18 protein-coding genes are annotated in these 21,036 nt (G+C 72.0%); 9 read left to right on the top strand and 9 right to left on the bottom strand.

Annotation, left to right across the window (positions count from 1 at the left end):
- Positions 1 to 120 precede the first annotated feature (120 nt).
- Together MWN52_RS01855 and MWN52_RS01850 are read left to right on the top strand one after the other, a co-directional pair.
- On the top strand, positions 121 to 639 hold the full coding sequence (locus MWN52_RS01855; protein WP_130514913.1) for a c-type cytochrome: 519 nt from the start codon (positions 121 to 123) through the stop codon (positions 637 to 639).
- Between the two features lie 94 nt (positions 640 to 733).
- On the top strand, positions 734 to 2,443 hold the full coding sequence (locus MWN52_RS01850; RefSeq protein WP_286576320.1) for an ExeM/NucH family extracellular endonuclease: 1,710 nt from the start codon (positions 734 to 736) through the stop codon (positions 2,441 to 2,443).
- A gap of 34 nt (positions 2,444 to 2,477) precedes the next feature.
- Here MWN52_RS01850 and MWN52_RS01845 read toward each other — a convergent pair whose 3' ends face one another.
- The 5 genes from MWN52_RS01845 to MWN52_RS01825 all read right to left on the bottom strand — a co-directional run bounded on the left by MWN52_RS01845 (position 2,478) and on the right by MWN52_RS01825 (position 6,918).
- Entirely contained in the window at positions 2,478 to 2,873 is a 396-nt protein-coding gene (locus MWN52_RS01845) for a MerC domain-containing protein (RefSeq protein ID WP_130514909.1), read from the bottom strand.
- A gap of 175 nt (positions 2,874 to 3,048) precedes the next feature.
- Positions 3,049 to 3,957 carry a VOC family protein gene (locus tag MWN52_RS01840; protein WP_286576319.1) on the bottom strand — a complete coding sequence of 303 codons (909 nt, stop codon included), beginning with the start codon at positions 3,955 to 3,957 and terminating at the stop codon, positions 3,049 to 3,051.
- A gap of 228 nt (positions 3,958 to 4,185) precedes the next feature.
- Positions 4,186 to 5,043, bottom strand: a complete 858-nt coding sequence (locus MWN52_RS01835) for an EamA family transporter (RefSeq protein ID WP_286576318.1) — start codon at positions 5,041 to 5,043, stop codon at positions 4,186 to 4,188.
- Positions 5,044 to 5,220: 177 nt separating this feature from the next.
- Positions 5,221 to 5,574, bottom strand: coding sequence for an EF-hand domain-containing protein (locus tag MWN52_RS01830; protein WP_286576317.1), 354 nt, complete (start codon positions 5,572 to 5,574; stop codon positions 5,221 to 5,223).
- Between the two features lie 141 nt (positions 5,575 to 5,715).
- Positions 5,716 to 6,918, bottom strand: coding sequence for a DesA family fatty acid desaturase (locus MWN52_RS01825; RefSeq protein ID WP_286576316.1), 1,203 nt, complete (start codon positions 6,916 to 6,918; stop codon positions 5,716 to 5,718).
- A 132-nt stretch (positions 6,919 to 7,050) separates the two neighbouring features.
- Here MWN52_RS01825 and MWN52_RS01820 point away from each other — a divergent pair, with 132 nt between their 5' ends.
- The 4 genes from MWN52_RS01820 to MWN52_RS01805 all read left to right on the top strand — a co-directional run bounded on the left by MWN52_RS01820 (position 7,051) and on the right by MWN52_RS01805 (position 12,240).
- Positions 7,051 to 7,872: an ABC transporter ATP-binding protein gene (locus MWN52_RS01820; RefSeq protein WP_286576314.1), complete on the top strand. Its 822-nt coding sequence runs from the start codon at positions 7,051 to 7,053 to the stop codon at positions 7,870 to 7,872.
- A gap of 71 nt (positions 7,873 to 7,943) precedes the next feature.
- Positions 7,944 to 8,756: a bifunctional DNA-formamidopyrimidine glycosylase/DNA-(apurinic or apyrimidinic site) lyase gene (gene mutM, locus MWN52_RS01815; RefSeq protein ID WP_130523885.1), complete on the top strand. Its 813-nt coding sequence runs from the start codon at positions 7,944 to 7,946 to the stop codon at positions 8,754 to 8,756.
- A gap of 88 nt (positions 8,757 to 8,844) precedes the next feature.
- The gene (locus MWN52_RS01810) at positions 8,845 to 9,414 is read left to right on the top strand and encodes an ECF-type sigma factor (protein WP_130514894.1); all 570 of its coding nucleotides are present in this window, start codon (positions 8,845 to 8,847) and stop codon (positions 9,412 to 9,414) included.
- A gap of 18 nt (positions 9,415 to 9,432) precedes the next feature.
- Positions 9,433 to 12,240, top strand: a complete 2,808-nt coding sequence (locus MWN52_RS01805; protein ID WP_286576311.1) for a serine/threonine-protein kinase — start codon at positions 9,433 to 9,435, stop codon at positions 12,238 to 12,240.
- A 16-nt stretch (positions 12,241 to 12,256) separates the two neighbouring features.
- Here MWN52_RS01805 and MWN52_RS01800 read toward each other — a convergent pair whose 3' ends face one another.
- A complete protein-coding gene (locus tag MWN52_RS01800; RefSeq protein WP_286576310.1) occupies positions 12,257 to 12,883 on the bottom strand; it encodes a thymidine kinase in 627 nt (208 codons plus the stop codon).
- Between the two features lie 123 nt (positions 12,884 to 13,006).
- On the opposite strand from MWN52_RS01800, the gene MWN52_RS01795 reads away from it, so the two are divergent.
- Positions 13,007 to 14,986, top strand: coding sequence for a UvrD-helicase domain-containing protein (locus MWN52_RS01795; RefSeq protein ID WP_286576308.1), 1,980 nt, complete (start codon positions 13,007 to 13,009; stop codon positions 14,984 to 14,986).
- Positions 14,987 to 15,566: 580 nt separating this feature from the next.
- Here MWN52_RS01795 and MWN52_RS01790 read toward each other — a convergent pair.
- Both MWN52_RS01790 and MWN52_RS01785 read right to left on the bottom strand, forming a co-directional pair.
- Complete coding sequence (locus tag MWN52_RS01790; protein ID WP_286576306.1) at positions 15,567 to 17,606, bottom strand: lysozyme inhibitor LprI family protein; 2,040 nt, start codon at positions 17,604 to 17,606, stop codon at positions 15,567 to 15,569.
- Between the two features lie 63 nt (positions 17,607 to 17,669).
- The gene (locus MWN52_RS01785) at positions 17,670 to 18,341 is read right to left on the bottom strand and encodes a YceH family protein (RefSeq protein WP_286576304.1); all 672 of its coding nucleotides are present in this window, start codon (positions 18,339 to 18,341) and stop codon (positions 17,670 to 17,672) included.
- A gap of 123 nt (positions 18,342 to 18,464) precedes the next feature.
- Between MWN52_RS01785 and MWN52_RS01780 the strand changes: the two genes are divergently transcribed.
- Together MWN52_RS01780 and pyrF are read left to right on the top strand one after the other, a co-directional pair.
- Positions 18,465 to 19,391, top strand: a complete 927-nt coding sequence (locus tag MWN52_RS01780; RefSeq protein ID WP_286576303.1) for a 5'-nucleotidase, lipoprotein e(P4) family — start codon at positions 18,465 to 18,467, stop codon at positions 19,389 to 19,391.
- Positions 19,388 to 20,107 (top strand): orotidine-5'-phosphate decarboxylase, encoded by a 720-nt coding sequence (gene pyrF, locus MWN52_RS01775; protein ID WP_130534945.1) that lies wholly within the window; start codon positions 19,388 to 19,390, stop codon positions 20,105 to 20,107. Before MWN52_RS01780 ends, pyrF begins: the two co-directional genes overlap by 4 nt.
- An 87-nt stretch (positions 20,108 to 20,194) precedes the next feature.
- Here pyrF and MWN52_RS01770 read toward each other — a convergent pair whose 3' ends face one another.
- A complete protein-coding gene (locus tag MWN52_RS01770; RefSeq protein WP_130534944.1) occupies positions 20,195 to 21,031 on the bottom strand; it encodes a sulfotransferase family protein in 837 nt (278 codons plus the stop codon).
- Positions 21,032 to 21,036: the final 5 nt, after the last annotated feature.

Here is a 21,036-nt window from a genome sequence, read left to right as displayed (position 1 = left end):
TAATCCCCCCGCCGCCCGGCTCGCCGGTGCGGCATCCCGGTCACCCCCACGTCCGGAACATTCGCAACAACCGACGAGTGTTTTCAGCCACGCCGGCAACGGCGCTGCCAAAGGTGGACTGTGCGCAATCACGACCTGGAGTTCCTCAAGCGCTTTTCGATGGTGATCGGCATCCTGGCGGTGGTCACCGTCGGCCTGATCGTCGGCGCGTTCTTCCTGTCCAAGGTCATTCCGGCCGAAGTCTCGCCGGTGGCGGCCAAGCAGACCCAGGCGCGCATCGCGCCGGTCGGCGCGGTCTATGCCGGCGCCACCGGTGCGGCGGCCCAGGCCGCGGCCAAGGCGGCCGCCGAAGCCGCCGCCGCCGCGCAGGGCGCCTACGGCGGCACGCTGGACGGCAAGACCATCTTCGACCAGCTGTGCACCGCCTGCCATACCGCCGGCATCGGCAATGCGCCGATGCTCAACGCCGCCGGCTTCGGCGCGCGCCTGGCCAAGGGCAAGGAGACGCTCTACAAGCACGCCATCGAGGGCTTCACCGGCCCGGACGGCGGGGTGATGCCGCCCAAGGGCGGCAACCCGGGGCTGAGCGAGGCGCAGATCCACGCCACCGTGGACTGGATGCTCGAACAATCGAAGTAAGCGCGCAGGCACAATGCCTGGCCGAGAACGCCGCCTTCGGGCGGCGTTTTTGCGTTCACCGCCTTCTTCGTTCGCGTCTTACGGAAAATCCCGCATGCCTTCGATCCGTCCGCTGCTGCTGTCCTCCGCCTTGGCGCTGTGCTGCACCTTGCCGGCCTACGCGAAAGAGACGCCGCTGCCGATCGGTCAGGTCCAGGGCAGCCAGGCGCGCAGTGCGCTGGTGGGCCAGACCGTGACGGTCACCGGCACGGTGACCGCGGACCTGCGTGCAGGGCTGCAGGGCTTCTTCGTGCAGGACGCCGGCGACGGCGATGCGGCGACCTCCGATGCGCTGTGGGTCGTGGCTGGCACGGGCGCGACGCTGCCGGACATCCACACCGGTCAGCGCTGGCAGCTCACCGGCACCGTGGCCGAGACCGGCGATGGCCCGCACACCCTGACCACGCTGCAGCTCGCCGACGCCAAGGCCCTCGGCGCGGCGATCGCCACGCCCGCGCCGGTTGTGCTGACCGCCCCGCCCGCCGACTGGGCCGCGCTGGAAGGCATGCGGGTGCGCATCGACGCGCCGCTGACCTTGAACGGTACCGACACCCGCTTCGGCCAGACCATCGCCAGCTTCGGCGGGCCGCTGTGGACGCCGTCCGAACGCGAGGTGCCGGGCACGCCCGGCTACGCCGCACTCGCGGCGGACAACGCGCATCGCCGCCTGCTGCTGGACGATGGCAGCGATGCCCGCGATCCGGCGGCCCTGCCCTACCTGCCCGGTGGCGCGGTGCGCAGCGGCTCGACCGCGACCGGCGCGAGCGGGGTGGTCGACTTCCGCCACGGCGCCTGGCGCCTGCAGGCGCTGACGCCGCTGCAGGCGCAGGCGGCCGCGCGCCCGGCGGCGCCGGACGTGCCGGGCAGTGTCAGGATCGCGGTGTTCAACCTGGAGAACCTGTTCAACGGCGACGGTGCGGGCGGCGGCTTCCCGACCAAGCGAGGCGCCAAAACCGAGGCCGAATACCGCGCCCAGGTCGCCAGGCTGGTGGCCACGCTGACGCCGCTGCGCGCCGACATCGCCGCGCTGATGGAGCTGGAGAACGACGGCTACGGGCCGCAGTCCTCGCTGGCGCAGTTCGTCGAGGCGCTCAACGCCGGCGGCAGCGACTGGCGCTACATCGATGCCGGCAGCGGCCCGGGCGACAACCCGATCCGGGTCGGGCTGATCTACCGCGCCTCGCGGGTCACGCCGGTGGGCAAGCCGGTCACCCTGGAAGGCGGCCCGTTCGTCGAGCACAGCCGCGTGCCGCTGGCGCAGGCCTTCCGCCGCGGCGACGGCGATCTGTTCGTGGTCGCGGCCAACCACTTCAAGTCCAAGGGCTGCAATGAGGCCAGCGGCGCCGACGCCGATGCGCACGACGGCGCCGGCTGCTGGAATGCGACGCGCACCGAGTCGGCCAGGCGCGTGGACGCCTGGCTCAAGTCGGACCCTACCGGCACCGGCGCGACCCGCGCGTTGATCGTGGGCGATCTCAATGCCTATGCGCAGGAACAGCCGCTGCGCACGCTGCGCCAGGCCGGCTGGGCCGACGCCTTCGCCGCGGCCCACGTGGCGGCGCCCTACAGCTATGTCTACGACGGCCAGCGCGGGCGGCTGGACCACGCCCTGCTCTCGCCGGCGCTGGCGCCGCTGCTGCGCGGCGCGGCCGAATGGCACGTCAACGCCGACGAGCCCGAGCCGCGCGGCGACGCGCGCGACGCCACGCCGGGCCCGTGGCGCAGCTCGGACCATGACCCGATGCTGCTGGGGTTCGATCTCTAGCGGATGAGCGCGCGGCCGACGGGGCCGCGCAGGCTCAGTGGCAGGCCTCGCACGGCGGCGCATGCGGACGGCGGCGCCAGTTCCAGACGTGGGCGCTGGCCAGCAGCAGGCTGCCGGCCACGGTCACGGGCGTCTCGACCTCGTGCGAGGGCCAGCCGACCGCGCCGGCGAGCAGCCCGATCAGGCCCAGCGCGGCCAGCGTGACCAGCGGCCAGGGCAGCGGCCGGGCCCGGTGCGCGCGCCACAGCGCGAAGCCGGCCAGCGGCGCGGCGATGGCGACGAACACGATGTGGACCCATTCGGCGTGCGCCCAGGCGCCGAACACCGGCAGCAGCGCCGCCAGCACGGGCAGCAGCAGGCAGTGGGCCAGGCACAGCATCGACAGGCCGATGGCCGAGGCATCGGCGGCCTGGGTTGAGGACAGTTTCATGGCGACTTCTCCATTTGTTACTTAGTAACAATACAGGAGGTGTCAAGCCCTGATGTCAACACGGGCGGCGGGCGACCGGGACCAAGGCGGGCGACGCCGTTGGCCTGTCCCCGGACTGGCCGTCCCCGGTCGCCAGCTGCCTCGGCTCATCCGCCCCGCTGCAAAGCGCTGGTCGTCAGGGCGTGGTGCCGGGCTGGTGGACTTCCGCGATATAGCCTCCGGGGAAACGCAGCATCGCCGCGCGCCTGCCGCCGACCGCATAAGGCCCCACCAGCACCTCGGCGCCGGCTTCGCGGGCCCGGCCCAGGGTGGCGGCCAGATCCTGCACCTCGTAGCCGGTCAGCTCCCGGCCATAGGGCCACGGCAGATGGCCATCGGAGACCAGCAGCAGCACCTTGCCGTACCCGGACTGCAGCAGCACGCGGCGCACGGTGGCGTCGGGACGGCCGATCTCCGTCCCGCTGGCCGCGGCCTCATCCGACACGACCCGCCCGTGCGAGAACGCAAGCCATTGCCTGATGAACGCATCGGCCGCATCGGCGGTGAGGTAGATGCGGTTCTCCGGCACGCTGGTCAGCGCGGCATAGGACGGTGGCGCGGTGTGCCAGTAGAACTGCATGTTGACCCCGCCGGCCCATTGCACCACCACGTCGCGCCCGATCGGATCGGGGAAGGTCTCCACCAGGCGCGTGGCGCCGAGCGAGACGGCGGCGGCGGTGGCCGCGTCGATGTCGGTGACCAGGTAGCCGGTGCGTTCGACGCCGAAGGGATAAGGGATCGGTGTCTTGAAGCCGAACACCGAGAGCGTGCCGACGGGCGAGCGCACCAGCTGCGAGAGCGTCTGGCTCGGCGTCGGCGTGACCTGGACGACGGCCTGCTTGCCGACCGTCCCGCCGAAGGTCGCCACGAAGCTGCGCACGAAGCGGTCGAAGTCCTCCGCCTGCACATAGACGTGGGTGGAGTCGTACTGCGGGCCGACGGCATAGGAGGCGTCGGCCGCAGGCGCGCCGGCTCGCGCTGGCGGCATCCACGATGCGGTCAAGGCGATCAGGGCGACGGCCAGCAGCGGTAGGCGAGGCTTCATGGGCGTGCTCCAGCGAGAGAGACATCGGCGCACCAGCCGCGACGCGAAGTGGACTCAACGCGGTGCGGAACGGACGCAATCGTCAACCGATGCCAAAGCTGGACGGTGACGCTGCGTCACGCATCCTCGAACGCCGCTGCAGGGGCGTCTACCCGCGATCGGTGTGGTGGCTCTTCCCTCTTTCGGGGGAGGACGATCGTCGAAGAGGCGCCGCCAGCGCCGCGACGATCAACCCATGCCGCGACTGATCAGCACGATGGAGGCCAGCGCCAGCGGGATGGCGAGCAGGTTCAGCCGGCCCAGGCGTTCACCGAACACGCCCACGCCCACCGCCGTGCCGAGCAGCACCACGCCGATGTTCATCGCCGCGAACACCGTGGCCGGCGCCTGCGGCAGGGCGCGGTGCGCGGCCAGGTAGAAGCCGATGTTGGCGAAGTTGAGCGCGCCCAGCGCCAGCCCGCCGACGAAGCTGCGCCACTGCAGCCGCACGCCGCGCGCATGCCGCCACAGCTGCCAGCCCAGCATCGGCACGAAGGCCACGGCGAAGGTCGCCAGCAGCGAGGCCGACAGCGGTGCGCCATCGGCGGCGATGCGCTTGAACAGCACATCGGTGGTCGCCCAGCCCACCAGCACCGCCAGCGGCAGGCGCCACTCGGTGGACTGCGGCGTCGGCCCGCCGCGCGGGCGCGCCAGCAGGCAGGGGATGGCCACCAGCCCCAGCGCCAGGCCGAGCAGCTGCGCCGTACCGGCGCGCTGGCCGAACAGGGTGAAGGCGGCGATCAGCGACAGCAGCAGCGACAGGCGCTGGGCGATGTCGGTGCGCACCACGCCGGCGCGACGCACCGAGGCGGCCAGCACCAGGAACAGCCCGGGCAGCAGCAGGCCCAGCGGCAGCCACCAGCGCCATGGCGCGTGTTCGCCGGCCAGCGCCTGCAGCGGCGGGTGCAGCAGGCCCAGCGCCAGCAGCACGCCGGCCAGGTAGTTCCAGGTCACCGCCTGCGGCACATCCAGCCGCCAGCGCGGCGCCAGGCGGAACAGGACCGACACCGCCACGCTGCACAGCACCGCCAGGGCAAGCCACCACATCGATCACCGCCGTGCGCGCGCGTTCAGGGCCGCGCATTATCGCAGCGCGCGCTGGCTCGGGCGGCGGGATTGTGTGCGACGAAAAGAAAGCGGTCGGAAGCCCGCGCAAGGCGCAGCGCCTCACCTCCACGCGCCTCGCGCTTCGTCACGCGCTGCGCGTCGCGCGCTTCCAGGTTCCTACTGCGGCGGCGCAGCCAGCTCCCGCGCGTCGAGAAAACCATCGTGATTGCGGTCCTGCCGGGCGAAGCGCGCGCGCAGCTGCTGCACCAGCGCCGCGCGCGTGACCGGCTTGCCGCGGCTGCCGGGCAGTTCGGCGCCTTCGAGCACGCCGTCGTGGTTGGCGTCGCGTTCGTCGAAGGCATAGGTCATCCAGGACACGTACTCCTCGACGCTGACCCGGCCGTCGTGGTCGCTGTCCATGCGCGCCAAGTAGTCGGCCGTGCCGGCCGGCTGCTGCGCGGACGCGCCGGAGACGAGGGCCAGCGCCAGCGTGGCGGCCAGGGGGGCGTGCATCACGCGGCGTCGGGTCATGGCGGCAGTGTCGCAGCTATGGCGCGATTCGGACGCCGTGCGCGTGTGCGAGGTAGCAGGGCCGGAGAAGCCGCTGGATCCCCGCCTTCGCGGGGATGACGAGCAGAAGCGGCGCCGTGCCCCCCTGGCCCCTGCTCCCGATCAATGATGCGCCAGCGCGTAACCCTTCAGCCGTTGCGAATAGGCCTGCAGCGAAGCGATGCCGCTTTCCTCGGCCTCCTTGCACCAGGCCTGCAGCTGGCGCAGGCGTTCGGCCGCGTCGTGCGAGCGGGCCTCCAGCAGGGTGGCCAGACGCTTGCGGTGCTCGACCAGGGCGGCCATGCGCGGACGCTGGGCGATCCAGTGCTGCAGCGCGTCGCGCGCCTCGGGCTTGAGCCAGCGCCCGTCGTCGACCAGGCCGCGGCGCAGGCGGCGCGGCAGCAGCTGGCGCAGCTTCTGTCCGGCGATGGAGGCCTCCTCGGCCAGCACCGGGCGGAACACGTTGCGCTGGTAGTCGGTCATGGCCTGGAAGCGGTGCGAGAGCAGCGCCCTGAGCGTGTCGGCGTCGGGCACGGCGATGTTGGGGCGGATGTCCAGGCGCGGCGCCACGCGCAGCACCTTGGCCAGGCGCAGCGCCTCCAGGCCCTTGATCGCGGCCCAGCCGATGTCGAACTCGAAGCGGCGCATGGCGAAGCGCGCCGAGCTGGGGAAGGCGTGATGGTTGTTGTGCAGCTCCTCACCGCCGATCCAGAACGCCCACGGCGTCAGGTTGGTCGAGGTGTCGGCCGATTCGAAATTGCGATAGCCCCACCAGTGGCCCAGGCCGTTGACCACGCCGGCGGCCCAGAACGGGATCCACGCCATCTGGATCGCCCACATCGCCACGCCCGGCAGGCCGAACAGCACCACGTAGGCCACGCCCAGCACGATCGGGCCCCAGTTGGCGCGCGGGGTGTAGAGGTGGCGCTCGAGCCAGTCCTCCGGCGCGCCGCGGCCATACTGCTCGATGTCGCCACGGTTCCAGCGGGCCTCGCGGTACAGCTCCACGCCTTCCCAGAACACCTTGCCGATGCCGCGCGTCTGCGGGCTGTGCGGGTCTTCCTCGGTCTCGACCTTGGCGTGGTGCTTGCGATGGATCGCCACCCACTCCTTGGTGATCATCGAGGTGGTCAGCCACGTCCAGAACCGGAAGAAATGGTTCAGCACGGGATGGAAATCCACGCCGCGGTGGGCCTGGCTGCGGTGCAGGTACAGGGTGACCGAGAAGATGGTCAGCTGGGTGCACACCAGCAGCACCAGGGCCAGCTCCCACCAGGTGAACTGGGTCAGGCCGCCGGTCAGGAAGTCGATCAGGGACGGATGCATGGGTTCCCCCTCCAGGGAGTCCAAAGCGCAGGCAACACGCCCACCGCTGGCGTCCATAATGCAGGCTGCCCCCGCAAACTTCACCCGTCGCCCGCGTATGGCGTTCAGCCCCGCCGGCGCATCGCCCGCCTTATGTCAGCATCGTCAGATTCAACGCCCTTTTCCGAGCCCTTGATCGAACTGGACCGCGCCACCGTGGTGCGCGGCGGCACGCCCGTGCTGGAGGCGCTGGACCTGCGCATCCAGCTCGGCCAGCACGTCGCGCTGCTGGGCCCCAACGGCTGCGGCAAGTCGACCTTCATCAAGCTGATCAACCGCGAGCTGTATCCGCTGGCGCGCGAGGGCGAGGCGCCGGTGCGCGTCTTCGGACAGAGCCGCTGGAACGTGGCCCAGCTGCGCACGCGCCTGGGCGTGGTCACCTCCGATGCCACCGCGCTGCTGCAGGAGATGCCGCAGCTGGGCGTGGACGATGCGGTGGTGACCGGGTTCTTCTCAAGCTTCGTGCTGCCGATCGACCAGGACGTCACCGCGCAGATGCGCGCCCGGGCGGCCGAGGCGCTGGAACGGGTCGGCGCCCAGGCGCTGTCCGGCCGGCCGGTGGCCGAGCTGTCCACCGGCCAGATGCGCCGGGTGCTGATCGCCCGGGCGCTGGTCCATCGGCCGCAGGCGCTGCTGCTGGACGAGCCCACCGCCGGCCTGGACGTGGTGGCCCAGCAGCAGTTCTGCGCGCTGATGGGCGAGCTGGCCCGCCAGGGCGTGACCCTGGTGCTGGTGACCCACCACCTGGAGGAGATCGTGCCGGAGATCGACCGTGTCGTGCTGATGCGCGAGGGCCGGATCCTGGCCGACGGCCCGCGCGCCGAGGTGCTGACCGCGGAGCGGCTGTCGCAGGCCTACGGCGCGCCGGTGCGCGTGCAGCGCGACGGCGCCGTGTACCGGGCCATCGCCGGCTGAGCGGCAGGCTTGCCGCGGGCGGGTTGCAGACCCATCTTGCCTAGTCCGCCCCGCCCCTCGCGCGCCCCGCCATGCCCGAACTGCCCGAAGTCGAAACCACGCGCCGCGGCCTGGCCCCGCACCTGGAGGGCGCGGTGGTGCGCGCGGTGCTGCAGCGGCGCGACGACCTGCGCTGGCCGATCCCGCCACAGGTCCGCGCCCACCTGCCGGGCGCGCGCATCGACGCCGTGCGCCGCCGCGCCAAGTACCTGCTGCTGGACACCCAGGCCGGCAGCGCGCTGCTGCACTTAGGCATGAGCGGCAGCCTGCGCGTGCTGCCGGCGGCCACGCCGGTGAAGGCGCACGACCATGTCGACCTGGCCCTGGACGGGGGCCGGGTGCTGCGCTTCAACGACCCGCGCCGCTTCGGCAGCCTGCTGTGGCAGGAACCGGGCAGCGTGCATCCGCTGCTGCAGGGGCTGGGGCCCGAGCCGCTGTCGGAGGACTTCGACGGCGCCTACCTGTTCGCGCGCAGCCGCGGCCGCAGCGCCTCGGTGAAGACCTTCCTGATGGACCAGCGCATCGTGGTCGGGGTGGGCAACATCTACGCGGCCGAGAGCCTGTTCAGCGCCGGCGTCCACCCGCTGCGCGCGGCCGGCAAGGTCTCGCGCGAACGCTACGAGGCCCTGGCCGCGGCGATCAAGGCCATCCTGGCCTATGCCATTACCCGCGGCGGCACCACGCTGCGCGACTTCATCAGCCCCGACGGCGCGCCGGGCTACTTCGAGCAGGAGCTATGGGTCTACGGGCGCCAGGGCCAGCCCTGCAAGCGCTGCGGCACCGCGCTGAAGGTCGAACAGATCGGCCAGCGCACCACGGTGTGGTGCCCGCGCTGCCAGCGGTAGCGGAAAAGTAACGAAAATTCTGTGCTGGTGATTCCGGTTCCACCGGCTATAGTCGGACCTTGTGGGGATCGACTTAGGATGTCGACGCATGGAAGTCGGTACCGATATCACCTTGCTGCTGGACTCGGCGCGCGGCGGCGACCGCGCCGCGCTGGACCGCGTGCTGGCCACGCTCTACCAGGAGCTGCACGGCATGGCGCGGCGCCAGCTGGCCGGCCAGCAGGGCCACACCCTGGACGCGACCGCGCTGGTGCACGAGTCCTATCTGAAGCTGCTCGGCGCCCAGGGCGCGGCGCATTTCGACGACCGCGCGCACTTCTTCGCCTACGCCGCTTCGGCGATGCGCTCGGTGGTGGTGGACTACGCCCGTAGCCGGCTGGCGCGCAAGCGCGGCGGCGACCTCAAGCGCGTGGCCGAGATCCCGGAGGACGTGGAGAGCAACCTGCTGCGCCTGGACGAGACCACCCTGGCGCTCAACACCGCGCTGGACCGGCTGGCCGATGCCGACCCGCGCCTGGCCAAGGTGGTGGAGATGCGCTACTTCGGCGGCCTGTCCGAGCTGGAGATCGCCGAGCTGATGCAGCGCTCGGAGCGCAGCGTGCGCCGCGACTGGCAGAAGGCGCGGCTGTTCCTGCTGGCGGCGATGCAGGACGAGTAGCGCGCGAGCCCAAGACCCATGGATCCCGCGCGCTGGCAGCGCCTGTCGCCCCTGCTGGACCTGCTGCTGGACATGAGTCCGGCCCAGCGCGAGCAGGAGCTGTCCCGTCACCGGCAGCAGGACCCGGCGCTGGCCGACGAGCTGGCCGCGCTGCTGGCGCTGGAAGAGGACGCCGACGACAACTTCCCGCCGCCGCTGCACGAGCCGCAGCCCACCCTGCGCCCCGGCACGCGCATCGGCCCCTACGTACTCGAGCACGTGCTGGGCGAGGGCGGCATGGGCATGGTCTGGCGCGCCAAGCGCGCCGAGGGCGGCTACCAGCGGCGGGTGGCGCTGAAGCTGCTGCGCCCGGGCTTCGCCGACCACCGCCTGCGCCTGCGCTTCTCGCGCGAACGCGACATCCTGGCGCGGCTGGAGCATCCGCACATCGGCCGCCTGCTGGACGCCGGCGTCGGCGACCAGGGCCAGCCCTACCTGGCGCTGGAATACGTCGAAGGCCTGCCCATCACCGACTACTGCCGCCAGCACGGGCTGGCGCTGGAGGCGCGGCTGGCGCTCTTCCGCCAGGTCTGCCAGGCGGTGAGCCATGCGCACGCCAACCTGATCGTGCACCGCGACCTGAAGCCCTCCAACATCATGGTCACCGTCCACGGCCAGACCCGGCTGCTGGACTTCGGCATCGCCAAGCTGCTCGACACGCCCGATGGCGCGGTGGCCAGGACCGAGCTGCGCGCCTTCACCCTGCACTACGCCGCGCCCGAACAGGTCCGCGGCGAACCGGTCACCACCCGCACCGACGTCTACGCGCTGGGCGTGGTGCTGTACGAGATGCTGACCGGCCACAAGCCCTATCGGCTGCGCGGCGAGAACCCGCTGCAGTGGGAGCAGGCCATCATCGCGGTGGACCCGCAGCGCCCCTCGCAGATGGTGCTGAGCGCCAGCGAGACCGGCGAGGTGGGCCTGGACGCGCACCGCCAGGCGCGGCGCCTGCGCGGCGACCTGGACCGCATCGTGCTCAAGGCGCTGGCCAAGCGACCGGAGGACCGCTACCCCTCGGTCGAGGCCCTGTCGGCCGACCTGGGCCGGCACATGGAAGGCCTGCCGGTGCAGGCGCAGCGGCAGAGCCTGGCCTACCGCCTGGGCAAGTACGCCACCCGCCAGCGCTGGTGGCTGCTGGCCGCCTCGCTGACGATCTTCGTGCTGGTCGGCGCGGCGGCGGTCAGCCTGCGCCAGGCGCGCGAGGCCATGCGCGAGGCGCAGCGCGCGCAGGCGATGCAGAACTTCGTGATCGGCCTGTTCGACAACACCGGCGCGGCCCCGCGCGGCGATGCGCTGGACACGCGCAAGCTGCTGGAGGACGGCGTGGCGCGCGGCGAGCGCGAGCTGGCGGGCCAGCCGCTGGCGCATGCCGAGCTGCTGGCCGTGGTCGGCCGCCTGCGCCTGGGCCTGGGCGACTACGAACAGGCCCTGGCCCTGCTCAGGCGCGGCCAGGCGCTGCTGGATGCCACGCCCGACCCGCCCGCGCAGCTGCGCCTGCAGCTGGCCACCCAGCGCGGCCGCGCCCTGGCCCAGTTGGACCGCGGCGCCGAGTGCGTGGCCGTGCTGGGCCCGCTGGAACCGCTGGCCCAGTCGCGCCGGGGCGCCGAACAGGGCGTCGCCAACGAGTTCCTGTCTCAGTACGCGCGTTGCCTGCGCCAGATCGGCAGACGCGATGAGGCCCGGGCGCTGTTCGAGCAGGTGCTGGCACGCCAGCAGTTGGCCGGGCTGCCGACCAACCAGGCCCAGAGCCTGCTCGACCTGGCGCAGACGGCGACCGACCGCGGCGACGAGCCGGCGGCCTTCGAGCTGTACCGCCAGGCGCTGGCGCAGCTGCACGGCCAGAACGACACGGCGCTGGAGATCGACGTGCTGCGCGGCTTCGGCGCGGCCCAGCGCCTGCGCGGCGAGACCGACGCGGCGCAGGCCAGCTTCAACCGCGCGCTGACCCTGGCCGAGGCCTTCTACAGCCCGCAGCACCCGACCGTGGGCAACCTGCGCGCCTATCTGATGGCGCTGGACGTGGACCGCGGACGCTACGCCCAGGCCGAGCGCCAGGCGCGCACCCTGCTGGCCAACGTGCAGCGGCGGCTGGGCCCGCAGCATCGCAACACCGGCCTGGCCTGGAACAGCCTGGGCATCATCGCCATGGAGCGCGGCGACAGCGCCCAGGCGCTGACCAATATCGAACAGGCGGTGGCCATCTGGCGCGCGCCGGGCAACGAGGGGCTGCTGCACGGCGGGTTGTTCAACATCGGCCTGGCGCAGCTGGCCGCCGGCCACCCCGAGCAGGCGCTGGGCGCGTTCCAGGCCTGCCGCCAGCTGCGCGTCGAGCGCTATGGCGCGCAGTCCGAGATCGTCGGCGAGGCCGACCGCATGATCGGCCAGGCGCTGGCCGACGCCGGCGCGCCGGACCAGGCCGCGCCGTGGTTCGACAGCGCCGTGCGGCTGACCGCGGCCAAGACCGCGATGCCGCTGCGCCAGCGCAGCGCCGTGCTGGCCCAGGCCCGCAACCGGGCGCGGCTGGGCCAGACCGCGCCGGCGCAGGCGGCGCTGGCGGCCATGACCCAGCTGACCATCGACACCAGCGAGACCCAGCGCCTGGTCTGGCGCGCCCGCGCCTACCTGGCCGAGTCGCGCTGCGCAGACGCCGCGCCGTCCTCGGCCCCTGACCTGAAGGCCCTGCAGGACGAACTGCACGACGCCCAGCCCGAAGGCGGCACGCTGGTCCGCGAGATCGACGACATCGCCCGGGCCTGCAACGCGCGCCTGCTGGCAGGCAACCGCTAGGGCCCGTCCCGGCGCCCTACTTGGGCAGCGGCAGCGGCGCCTGCAGCGGCTGCATGGACGACTCGCCGCGGGTGATCCGCTTGTATTCGGCGCGGCTGACCGAGACGTAGGACTCGTTGCCGCCGATCTCCACCTGCGGCCCGTCCTGGACCACGCGCCCCTGATCGTCCACGCGCACGGTCATGGTGGCCTTGGCGCCGGTGTGGCAGATGGTCTTGATCTCGCTGAGCTCGTCGGCCCAGGCCAGCAGCGCCTGGCTGCCTTCGAACAGCTCGCCGCGGAAATCCGTGCGCAGGCCGTAGCACAGCACCGGGATGCGGCGCTGGTCGACCACCTCGCTCAGCTGCCACACCTGCGCGCGGCTGAGGAACTGCGCCTCGTCCACCAGCACGCAGTGCAGCGCGCCGTGCGCGGCGATGTCGGCATCGACCACGGCCAGCAGGTCGTCCTCGGCCGTGAACGCCCTGCCCTCCGCGCGCAGGCCGATGCGCGAGGCCACCACGCCCGTGCCGGCGCGATCGTCCAGCCGCGGCGTCAGGATCAGCACCCGCATCCCGCGCTCGCGGTAGTTGTGCGCCGACTGCAGCAGCGTGGTGGTCTTGCCGGCGTTCATTGCCGAGTAATAGAAATAGAGCTTGGCCATGAGGCGAGGAACGAGGAGGAAGGGCCGAGAAACGCGCGACAGCGGTCGCGCCTCAAGGGATGAGAGAATACCCGCAGCGGGAACGCTCCTGCCCTTCCTCGTTTCTCGTAGCTCTTTGGACCCATGGATTTCCTCAACCCCCCGCAGCGCGCCGCGGTGCTGCACGTCCATGGCCCGCTGCTGGTGCTGGCCGGCGCGGGCAGCGGCAAGACGCGCGTGATCATCGAGAAGATCGCGCACCTGATCGCATCAAAGCGCATGCCGGCCAAGCGCATCGCGGCGATCACCTTCACCAACAAGTCGGCCAAGGAAATGCGCGAGCGCCTGGCCAAGCGGGTCAAGGGCGATGCCGCCGAAGGCCTGACCATCTGCACCTTCCACGCGCTGGGGCTGAAGTTCCTGCAGATCGAGCACGCCGCGGCCGGGCTGAAGCGCAACTTCTCCATCTTCGACGCCGACGATTCGGCCGCGCAGATCAAGGACCTGATGCCGGGCGCCAAGCCGGACGCGATCGAGCTGATGAAGTCGCTGGTCTCGCGCGCCAAGAACATGGGCCTCTCGCCCGAGGCCGCCGCCGAGCTGGCCAAGAGCCCGCGCGAGGTCGAGGCCGCCGCGCTGTACGCGCGCTACCAGGCGCGGCTGGCGAGCTTCAACGCGGTGGATTTCGACGATCTGATCCGGCTGCCGGTGCAGATCCTGGAGGGCAATGCCGAGATCACCGCCGGCTGGCGCGAGCGCATCGGCTACCTGCTGGTGGACGAGTGCCAGGACACCAACGACGCGCAGTACCGCCTGCTCAAGGCCATCGCCGGGCCGCGCGGCGACTTCACCTGCGTGGGCGACGACGACCAGAGCATCTACGCCTGGCGCGGCGCCAACCCGCAAAACCTGCTGCAGATGGGCCGCGACTATCCGCAGCTGGAGATCATCAAGCTGGAGCAGAACTACCGCTGCTCCAACCGCGTGCTGCGCGCGGCCAATGCGCTGATCGCGCACAACCCGCACGAGCACCTCAAGCAGCTGTGGTCCGACCAGGCCGATGGCGAGCGCATCCGCGTGTGGGAATGCCGCGACAACGACCACGAGGCGGAGAAGGTCGCCGCGGAGATCGCCTTCCTGCAGGCGGCCAAGCAGGTGCCGTGGAACGAGTTCTGCATCCTGTTCCGCGGCAACTTCCAGTCGCGGGTGATCGAGAAGGCGCTGCAGCTGCTGCGCATCCCCTACCACCTCACCGGCGGCACCGCGTTCCTGGACCGGCAGGAGGTCAAGGACGCGCTGAGCTGGCTGCGGCTGGTGGCCAATCCCGACGACGATGCGGCCTTCCTGCGCGCGGTGCAGAACCCCAAGCGCGAGGTCGGCGCAACCTCGCTGGCGCGCCTGGCCGAGATGGCCCAGCAGCGCCACCTGCCGATGGCGCGCGTGGCCGAGATCACCGGCGCGCTGCAGGCCCTGCCGCCGCGCGCGGCCAACGGTCTGGCCAGCTTCAACGACGCGCTGCGCAGCCTGCGCGAGCAGGCCCCGCGCACCTCGGCGGCCGATCTGGTGCGGCTGCTGGCCGAGCGCTCGGGCCTGCTGGCCGACCTGCGCGTGCAGTCCAAGGACGAGGCCTCGTTCCAGCGGCGCAAGGCCAACCTGGACGAGCTGGCGGACTGGTTCGGCGGCGGCCCGCGCGGCGCCAGCGCGGGCGACCTGGCCGCGCAGCTGGCGCTGCTGTCGCGCAACGACAAGGACGACGGCGGCAACCAGGTGCGGATGATGACCCTGCACGCGGCCAAGGGGCTGGAGTTCCGCTATGTGTTCATCGTCGGCTGCGAGGACGGCGTGCTGCCGCACGAGACCGCGCTGGAGGAAGGCTCGCTGGAGGAGGAGCGCCGGCTGATGTACGTGGGCATCACCCGCGCCAAGGAAGGCCTGTACCTGAGCCACAGCCGCACCACGCGCAAGTTCCGCGAACTGATGCGCCTGCAGCCCAGCCGCTTCCTCGACGAATTGCCCGCGGCCGAACTGCAGCGAGACGGTGCCGATCCCGTGGCCGACGCGGCGCACAAGCAGGAGCGCGCCAAGGCGGGGCTGGCTGCGATCCAGGCGTTGTTTGATGATTAGTGGGTTGGGGTTGGGAGTGGCGTGATGCTGAGACGCCGCGACGTCGAGGAAGGCTAAGACGTGGCGCTGACGTCACGAGCCGTTCCGCTTCTGAGAAGACGGCAACTCAGTGTCTTCAACGTCCCAATGCGATAGCCACCGGGCTCGCGCTTTGACGGTAACGACGAAGCGCGATTGCTGCTGACGCTTGACGGGAAAGCACGGACCCCTCCCCCGCGCTACGCGCAAGGGAGGGGCAAAACGCAGCTGGCTCCTGGTCTATCGGGAAAGCCCCTAAACCCCTCCCCAGCCCTCCCCTGCGCTGCGCGCAAGGGAGGGGGCGCAGCGCCGCTGGCTCCTCGGATATTGGAAAAGCCCCGGCCCCCTCCTCCTCAGTCGCTAGCTGCGACTTGGATCTGCGCTGCGCGCAAGGGAGGGGGCGTTGAGCTGCGAGCTGTCCGTTCCCAGTCTGCGTCCTGTTCTGGGCGCCGGCGCTTTGCCCCCTCCCTTTCGCCGAAGGCGAAGGGGAGGGCCGGGGAGCGGTGCTTTTGCTTTTCGCTTCTGAGGCTTTCGAACGAAGACAAACTCGCAGCCGGCGGCTTCAAGGCTCGGCCTGCACGGGTGTCGGCGTCGGTGCGGCAGACGACACCGCGGCCGCGCTCGGCACAGCAGCAGGCGCCGACCTGGCGCGCACGGATTCGGCCGAGCCGGCCTGCACTTCGGCCAGCACCTGCTGGATCAACGCGGCCGTAGCCGCGGCGGCGGCCGCATTAACGGCCGCCCTGGACGGTTTGGTGGTTGGCATCGCCGCGGCAGTTGCGCCACTCGCACGGGCTTCCATCGGCGAGGCGGCCGAGGCAATCGGTGCGGCGACAGGCAGCGGGGGCGCAGGCTTCGGCAATGCACCGGTGTTGACTGCGGGCGTTGCGGCCACCGGCGCCTTCGCTGCGGATGGCGCGGGTGCTGACGGTGACGCTGTTGATGGTGATGCGGAGGTGCGCGCCGCCGGGGGTTGTGCAAGCGCCGTCGGGACTCCGCTCGGGACGGGTGTCGTTGGGCGTGCCGATGCTGGGACTGACGCTTGCGCAGCGGCGTGGCGCGGCGTGGCTTGTGAAATGGCGGTCGGCGCCATGCCCGCGACAGGCGAAGTGGCTGAAACTGGTAGCGACCACGCGGGTGCGGAGAACGAGGCGGCCGGTGCCGGCCTGGAGGCCAGTGCGAGCAACGGCGCCTGGGGTTGGCCGGAGATCGGTCTTGTCGGCAGTACGCGGGCAGGCGCGGCGGCACTCGCCACACCGGCAGCGGCTGGCACGGCCGCTTGCGCAGGCCTGGATGGCGCAGCGGTGGCGATCGCGGTGGTGGGCAGCTTGGTAGCCGCAGGTCTGGGCGTCGAAGTCGAGGTCGAAGTCGAGGTCGAAGCGGGCGTCGACGGGCGCGGCGCTATGAGCTGTGGCGGTGCCGCGCGCAGTCCCTGCACGGTCGCGACCGCAGAAGCCGGAGCCGCCACAGCGGCAGGCGTCACCACAGAGACAGTCGACGCGGTGAGCGCCGGCGCGGGAGGCCTCGCGGGAGTGGCGGGCCTGGCGGACGCAGCGGCCGGGGTGGGCACGACAGGCGCGGCTTCGTCCGACGCCGTCCCAGCCGCAGGCGCGGCCTTGGCCGATTCAGTTCCAGCCCCAGGCGTCACTTTGGCCAATGCCGCGCCAGCCAACGGCGCCGCTGGGATGGGCGCTGCTCCAGGCGCGGGCGTCGCCTGGACGGAGGCTGCTCCGACCGCGGGCCTCCCCTGGACGGCAGCTGCTCCGCCCGCAGGCGCCGCTTCGGCGCGTACGGCTCCCGCCACCGGCGCCGCTTCGGCGCGTACGGCTCCCGCCACCGGCGCCGCTTCGGTTCGCTCGGCCCCAGCCCCAGCCGCCGCAGCCACCGCCGGGGCCGCCCGCAACCACGGCGAAGACGGCAACACGCAGTCCAGCGTGCGGCCGTACAGCTCGGCCTCGACCCGGCCCTGGTGGACGAACAGGTTGGCACCGCTGCGCTCGTACTTTAGGCCGGCGTTGGTCGGTCGCAGGAACACCACCGCCTGCTGCTTGCCGAAGCCCAGCACGGCGAAAGGCGGGTCGAAGCGGCTGTAGAACGCCGCCGTCAGCGGCGTGCCGGTGCCTTCGCAGACGAACGCCACGCGCGTGCCGGCCACGGTCTGCGGGTCCTGCAGCGCCAGTTCGACCAGCCGCGTGCGCAGCGCCTCGTCCACGCACGCGCTCGGGTCGGCCGCCTTCAGGCAGGTGTCGCGGTCGGCCTGCCACTGCGTCTGCCGCTTGGCCAGGTTGCCGCGGTCCACGCCGCTGCGCAGGCGGGTGGCCAGATAGGCCTCGTGCACGCGCCGGTCCAGCAGGGCCAGGTCGGGCTGGGCGCAGATCAGGCGCTGCAGCGCGCTCAGCGGCGCGTCCAGCGGCAGGGCCGGCTCGCCCTCGATCGCCGGCCTGGGGCACTGGAACGAGGCCCGCACCGTCACCGGCGGGGCCGGCGTGTCCGGCAGCGCCTCCTCGGCCGCGGCGTCGCCCGCCGCGGCGGCCGGCCGAGGGCGGTCGCAGCCGGCGAGCGCCAGCAGCAGCACGACGCCGGCGGTCAGAGGGGTGCGCATTGGATCGATTCCGAGGGCAGCGCGCGGGGCGCGTCCTGGAATGTCACGCCGAAGGCGGCGCGCTCAGGACAGCTGAGGCACCGCAGGCCCGGCCGGCTGCAGCTGCGCCAGGCGCGCCTCGAGGTCGGCCACGCGCGCCTCCAACTCGGCGATGCGGTGCTCCAGCGCGCTGGGCGCGCCCTCGCCGGCCGCGCCGCTGGCGAGGCGCGCGCTGATCGCCGCCACGTCCACCGGGCCTGCCAGCAGGTGCATCCAGCGGTCCTCGCGCTGGCCCGGACCGCGGGGGATCTGCACCACCAGTGCCGGCGCGCGATGGGCCAGGCGCTCGAGGTGATGGCGCACGTCCTCGGCATCGGCGAACGAGGCCAGGCGCTCGGCGCGGGCCAGCAGCTCGCCCGCGGTCTGCGGGCCGCGCAGCAGCAGCAGGCCGAGCAGCGCGACCTGCTGGTTGGGCAGGCTGAAGGCCTTGCCGGTGAGGTGTTCGTAGCGCTCGGCGCGCGAGGAGAACTGCTGGCGCGCCAGGCCGAGCGCCTCCAGCGCGCGCAGCGCGTGCTGCACGGCGCCGGCCTGCAGGTTCATGACCGGATCGCGCGCGGTCTTCTGGTTGGCGGCCGAGACCGCGGCATTGACCGTCAGCGGGTAGACATCCGGCGTGGTGGCCTCCTTCTCGATCAGGCAGCCAAGCAGGCGGGCCTGGGCGGTGTCGAGCACGGGCAGGTCGGCGGCATCGGTCACAAGGCACCTGGGAACGGTTCAAGGGGCCGGCAAGGATAGCCGCCGCACGCGGCCGGCGCCGAAGTGAGGCTGTCACCGCCAGCCGGTAAACTTGCCGGTCTCCTTCGCGTCGATCCCTCCCACGTGACCGCAACCCGACCGCTGCTCCTGAGCCTCTGCACCGTGCTGGCCCTGGCCGCCTGCAAGCGCACCGAACCGGCCGCCGCACCGGCCGCCTCCACGCCGGCCCCGGCCACCGCCGCGGGGACCCAGCCCGTGCCGACCACGCCCACCGCGCCGGCCGACGACAACCTCAACGCGGTGCTGTGGGTGCAGCGTTCGGTCGAATACCAGGCCTTGTCGATCCAGACCTATCGCGCCGCCGCCGACCACCTGGACGCCGCGCTGAAGGAAAAGCACTGGGACGCGCTGGTGCCGGAGGAGCGCGGCAACGCCGCCACCGGCCTGAAGCCGGCGGTGATCCTGGACGTGGACGAGACCGTGCTGGACAACTCGCCCTACCAGGCGCGCCTGATCCGCGACAACGCCGAGTACGACGAGGTCAGCTGGGACCGCTGGGTGGCCGAGAAGAAGGCCAAGGCCGTGCCGGGCGTGGTCGACTTCGCCAAGGCCGCCAACGCCAAGGGCGTGACCCTGCTGTACGTCTCCAACCGCGCCGTGCACCTCAAGGACGCCACCATCGCCAACCTCAAGGCGGTCGGCCTGCCGGTGGCCGACGACAGCGTGTTCCTGGGCCTGGGCACCAATGTGCCGGGCTGCGAGCAGAACGGCACCGAGAAGAACTGCCGGCGCAAGCTGGCCGGGCAGCATTACCGCGTGCTGATGCAGTTCGGCGACCAGCTGGGCGACTTCGTGCAGGTGGTGGCCAACACGCAGGCCGACCGCGAGAAGCTGCTGATGCAGTACCGCGACTGGTTCGGCGAGCGCTGGTGGATGCTGGCCGGACCGACCTACGGCTCGTGGGAGCCGGCGCTGTTCAACAACGACTGGCAGCAACCGCGCGAGGCGCGGCGCGCCGCCAAGCGCGCGCAGCTGGACGTGGCGCCATGAGCGCGCTGCAGCTGGCCCCGCGCGAGCGCCTGATCGTCGCCCTGGACGAACCCACCGGCGCCCAGGCGCTGGAGTGGGTCGATCGCCTGGGCGATGCGGTGAGCTTCTACAAGATCGGCATGGAGCTGCTGGCCTCGGGCGACTACTTCAGCGTGCTCGACGCGCTGGCCAGGCGCGACAAGAAGATCTTCGTCGACCTGAAGTTCTTCGACATCCCGGCCACGGTGGCCGGGGTGATCGCCGGGCTTTCGCGCTGGCCGGTGACCTTCGCCACGATCCACGGCTGGCACGCGCCGATGATGCAGGCCGCCGCGCAGGCGCGCCGCGGAGAGCTGCGCCTGCTGGCGGTGACGGTGCTGACCTCGATGGACCGCGGCGACCTGGCCGCGATGGGCATCGACGCCGATCCGCAGGCGGTGGTGGTGCAGCGCGCGCTGGCCGCGCAGGCCGCCGGCATCGACGGGGTGATCTGCTCGGGCCTGGAGGCCGCGCCGGTGCGCGCGGCGGCCGGCGCCGGCTTCGACATCGTCTGCCCCGGCATCCGCCCGGCCGGCAGCGCGGTGGGCGACCAGAAGCGGGTGCTGGACGTGGCGCAGGCCTTCGCCGCCGGCGCCGATGCCATCGTGGTCGGCCGGCCGATCCGCCAGGCCAGCGATCCGCGCGCGGCGGCCGAGGCGATCCAGCAGCAGATCCTCGCCGCGCAGCAGACCGCGTAATCGTCGCCCGGTGCGGGCGCGCCGCAACGGCACGCTGCACCGCAATCACGTCACCTGGAATCGCGCCGCCGCGGCGGCGCGCGGCCTTCAGACCACCTGGACCTGGTTGAGGTTGTTCCGGGGGTCGAGCCAGAACGACTCGTTGGCGAAGCGCGCGAAGATCTCGCGCGGCAGCACCGGCGTGCGCTCGATCGCCTGGATCTTCGGCTTGACCGCATGCAGGCCGGGCATGCCGACGCGGGCGTCGAATTCGTCGGCGCTGTAGTGCACATGGTCGAAGTCGTGCTCGAACCACGGCTCGCCCAGGAACGCATACACCGCGCGCATCGCCGTGCCCGGATCGCGCGCCAGCGTGTCGTAGTTGAGCAACATCAGGCGCTGGGCGGCATGCGGCCCGTAGAAGGCCTCCTTGGTGGCCTGGAAGGCGAAGCCGACCATGCCGCGCGGGTCGGTCAGCGCCTCCGCGCGCGAGTACACCGTGGTGTTGGTGTCGTAGCGGAAGACCTTGCTGACGCTCAGCGGCTGGGCGCGCACCAGGCGCTCCATGCTGTCCAGCACCCAGGCCAGCGGCCGCACGCAGGCGATGACCCGCGCGCCGGGGAACAGCGTGGCCAGCAGCCCCATGCGGCTGCACCACAGCCGGCTGGTGTCGAACACCACCTGCGGCGCCGCATTGACGCTGTAGAAGTTCTCGACCAGCCCGCGCAGCAGCGCGGCGCGCTGCGCATCGCTGACGTCGAAGGCGAAGTCGTTGCGGCTGCTGGCCTCGGCCATCACCAGGCCCATGATGTCGGCCAGCGGGCTGGTCATGCCGGCGCTGAAGCGCGGGTTCTGGTTGAGGATGGCGGCCAGCAGCGTGCTGCCCGAGCGCGGCAGGCCGGAGATGAAGTGGAAGGCGCGGGGCGATGCGGGCTGATCGGACATGGCGG

This window comes from Pseudoxanthomonas winnipegensis (assembly GCF_030322905.1).
Classification (GTDB): domain Bacteria; phylum Pseudomonadota; class Gammaproteobacteria; order Xanthomonadales; family Xanthomonadaceae; genus Pseudoxanthomonas_A; species Pseudoxanthomonas_A winnipegensis.
The sequence above is the reverse complement of the archived record's forward strand: the minus strand, read 5'-3'. Positions and strand labels throughout refer to the sequence as shown.